This is a genomic window from Streptomyces sp. NPDC059900, assembly GCF_050270335.1.
Classification (GTDB): Bacteria; Actinomycetota; Actinomycetes; order Streptomycetales; family Streptomycetaceae; genus Streptomyces.
Window position 1 is genome coordinate 1 of record NZ_JBNNJZ010000745.1, and the last position, 3,410, is coordinate 3,410.

Sequence of the window (3,410 nt, forward strand, 5' to 3'; positions counted from 1 at the left end):
GACCCGGACCGTATGGACCGGCATCGGCTCCGCGGCCCCGACGCCCATCCGGGCGAAGGCGGCCGAGGAATTCCTGAACGCCGCACTCGAAGAGGGCGGCTTCTGGGACAGCAAGAAGATCATCACCCCCTCGATCGCCAAGCAGTTCGCGGAGCTCGCCTCCGGTGCCGCCAACCCGATCGACGACGTCCGCGGCACGGCGAACTACCGCCGCCACGCCGTCGGAATCATGGCCCGCCGCACGCTCGGCTGGACCTGGGAGTCGTACCGCGGCAACGACCGCAGCACTGAGGGAGTCGCATAATGCGCGTGAACTTCACGGTCAACGGCCGTCAGCAGGAAGCCGACGACGTCTGGGAGGGCGAGTCCCTCCTCTACGTCCTGCGCGAGCGCATGGGGCTTCCCGGTTCGAAGAACGCCTGCGAGCAGGGCGAGTGCGGTTCCTGCACCGTCCGCCTCGACGGCGTACCGGTGTGTTCGTGTCTGGTCGCCGCCGGACAGGTCGAGGGCCGTGAGGTCGTCACCGTCGAGGGCCTGGCCGACTACGCCAAGCACCGCGACGACGCCCACCCGGGCGGCGCCTGCGGTTCCGTCTGCGGCGGCACCACCCTCCAGGAGGCCCGCCAGTGGCAGGCCAAGGGAACCGACGGGCAGACCGGCGAGGGCGGTGAACTCTCCTCCATCCAGCAGGCGTTCATCGACGCCGGCGCCGTCCAGTGCGGCTTCTGCACCCCCGGTCTGCTCGTCGCCGCCGACGAGCTTCTGGAGCGCAACGCATCGCCGTCGGACGCCGACATCCGCGAGGCGCTCTCCGGCAACCTCTGCCGCTGCACCGGTTACGAGAAGATCCTCGACGCGGTACGCCTGGCGGCCGCCCGTCAGGAAGAGACGGTCTGATCATGGCTGGAACGAAGACCACCACGGGCGCGCCCACCGACGTCACCCAGAAGCACAACAAGGGCGGCATCGGCGAGTCCACGCTCCGCCCGGACGGCACCCTCAAGGTCACCGGCGAGTTCGCCTACTCCTCGGACATGTGGCACGAGGACATGCTCTGGGGCCAGACGCTGCGCAGCACCGTCGCGCACGCCGAGATCGTGTCGATCGACACCGTCGAGGCGCTCAAGACGCCGGGCGTGTACGCCGTCCTGACGTACGACGACCTGCCGGCCGAGATGAAGAACTACGGCCTGGAGATCCAGGACACCCCGGTCCTGGCCCACGGCAAGGTCCGCCACCACGGTGAGCCGGTCGCCCTCGTGGCCGCCGACCACCCGGAGACCGCACGCCGTGCCGCCGCGAAGATCGTGGTCGAGTACAAGGAACTGCCCCTCATCACCGACGAGGCATCGGCGACCGCTCCGGACGCCGTGCTCGTGCACGAGGGCCGCGACGACCACCACATCGGTCACGTCCCGCACCCCAACATCGTGCACCGCCAGCCGATCGTCCGGGGCAACGCCGACGAGGCCGCCAAGAAGGCCGACTTCATCGTCAAGGGCGAGTACACCTTCGGCATGCAGGACCAGGCCTTCCTCGGCCCGGAGTCCGGCCTGGCCGTGCCGTCCGAGGACGGTGGCGTCGAGCTGTACGTCGCCACCCAGTGGCTGCACTCCGACCTCGGCCAGATCGCCCCCGTACTCGGCCTGCCCGAGGACAAGGTGCGCATGACGCTCTCCGGCGTCGGCGGCGCGTTCGGCGGCCGTGAAGACATCTCGATGCAGATCCACGCCTGCCTTCTGGCGCTGCGCACCGGCAAGCCGGTCAAGATCGTCTACAACCGCTTCGAGTCCTTCTTCGGTCACGTCCACCGCCACCCGGCGAAGCTCTACTACGAGCACGGCGCCACCAAGGACGGCAAGCTCACGCACATGAAGTGCAAGATCGTCCTGGACGGCGGCGCCTACGCGTCGGCCTCCCCGGCGGTCGTGGGCAACGCCTCGTCCCTGTCGGTCGGTCCGTATGTGATCGAGGACGTCGACATCGAGGCGATCGCCCTCTACTCGAACAACCCCCCGTGCGGCGCGATGCGTGGCTTCGGCGCCGTCCAGGCCTGCTTCGCCTACGAGGCCCAGATGGACAAGCTCGCCGACAAGGTGGGCATGGACCGGGTCGAGTTCCGCCAGCTCAACGCCATGGAGCAGGGCACGCTCCTGCCGACGGGACAGTCCGTCGACTCGCCGGCCCCGGTCGCCGAGATCCTGCGCCGCGTCAAGGCACGCCCGATGCCGCCCGAGCGCCAGTGGGAGTCCAGCGAGGGCGCCGATGTCCGCGCGCTGCCCGGCGGCCTGTCCAACACCACGCACGGCGAAGGCGTCGTCCGCGGTGTCGGCTACGCGGTCGGCATCAAGAACGTCGGCTTCTCCGAGGGCTTCGACGACTACTCCACCGCCAAGGTGCGCATGGAGGTCATCAACGGCGAGCCGGTCGCGACCGTGCACACCGCGATGGCGGAGGTCGGCCAGGGCGGCATCACCGTCCACGCGCAGATCGCCCGCACCGAGCTCGGCGTCCAGCAGGTCACCATCCACCCCGCCGACACCCAGGTGGGCTCCGCCGGTTCGACGTCCGCGTCCCGTCAGACGTACGTCACCGGTGGCGCGGTCAAGAACTCCTGCGAGCTCGTCCGCGAGAAGGTCCTGGAGATCGGGCGCCGCAAGTTCGGCTCGTACCACCCCGCGTGGGCCACCGCCGAGCTGGTGCTCGAAGGCGGCAAGGTCCTCACGGACGGCGGCGAGGCCCTCGCGGACCTGGCCGAACTGCTCGAAGGCGAGACCGTCGAGATCGAGGCCGAGTGGCGCCACCGCCCGACCGTGCCCTTCGACCTGAAGACCGGCCAGGGCAACGGCCACGTCCAGTACTCGTTCGCCGCCCACCGCGCGGTCGTCGAGGTGGACACCGAGCTCGGCCTGGTCAAGGTCATCGAGCTGGCCACCGCCCAGGACGTCGGCAAGGCGCTCAACCCGCTCTCCGTGGTCGGCCAGATCCAGGGTGGCACCACCCAGGGCCTGGGCGTCGCGGTGATGGAAGAGATCATCGTCGACCCGAAGACCGCGAAGGTGCGCAACCCCTCCTTCACGGACTACCTCATCCCGACCATCCTCGACACCCCGACCATCCCGGTCGACGTCCTGGAGCTGGCCGACCCGAACGCGCCCTACGGCCTCCGTGGCATGGGCGAGGCCCCGACCCTCTCGTCGACCCCGGCCGTCCTCGCGGCGATTCGGAACGCGACGGGTCTGGAGCTGAACAGGACGCCGGTCCGTCCCGAGCACCTGACGGGGACCTGACCGGCACCTGATCCCGCGATCTCTCCGGGCGGCGCGTGCCTCCCACGGAACGTCACACTTCCCGTCGCCCGTGCCGCCCGGAGAAACCCAGTACCGCACCGCTCGCGGTCAGTGCAGAAC

General features: G+C 69.8%; 2 protein-coding genes and 1 pseudogene. All 3 read left to right on the top strand.

The features are described from left to right. Window positions 1-304 (top strand): annotated as a pseudogene (locus tag ACQKIP_RS43160) (FAD binding domain-containing protein); the annotation flags it as partial. After that, a complete protein-coding gene (locus tag ACQKIP_RS43165; RefSeq protein WP_365866735.1) occupies window positions 304-897 on the top strand; it encodes a (2Fe-2S)-binding protein in 594 nt (197 codons plus the stop codon). The pseudogene ACQKIP_RS43160 and the gene ACQKIP_RS43165, both read left to right, overlap by 1 nt. 2 nt (window positions 898-899) lie before the next feature. Then, window positions 900-3,290: a xanthine dehydrogenase family protein molybdopterin-binding subunit gene (locus ACQKIP_RS43170; protein ID WP_365866737.1), complete on the top strand. Its 2,391-nt coding sequence runs from the start codon at window positions 900-902 to the stop codon at window positions 3,288-3,290. Window positions 3,291-3,410: the final 120 nt, after the last annotated feature.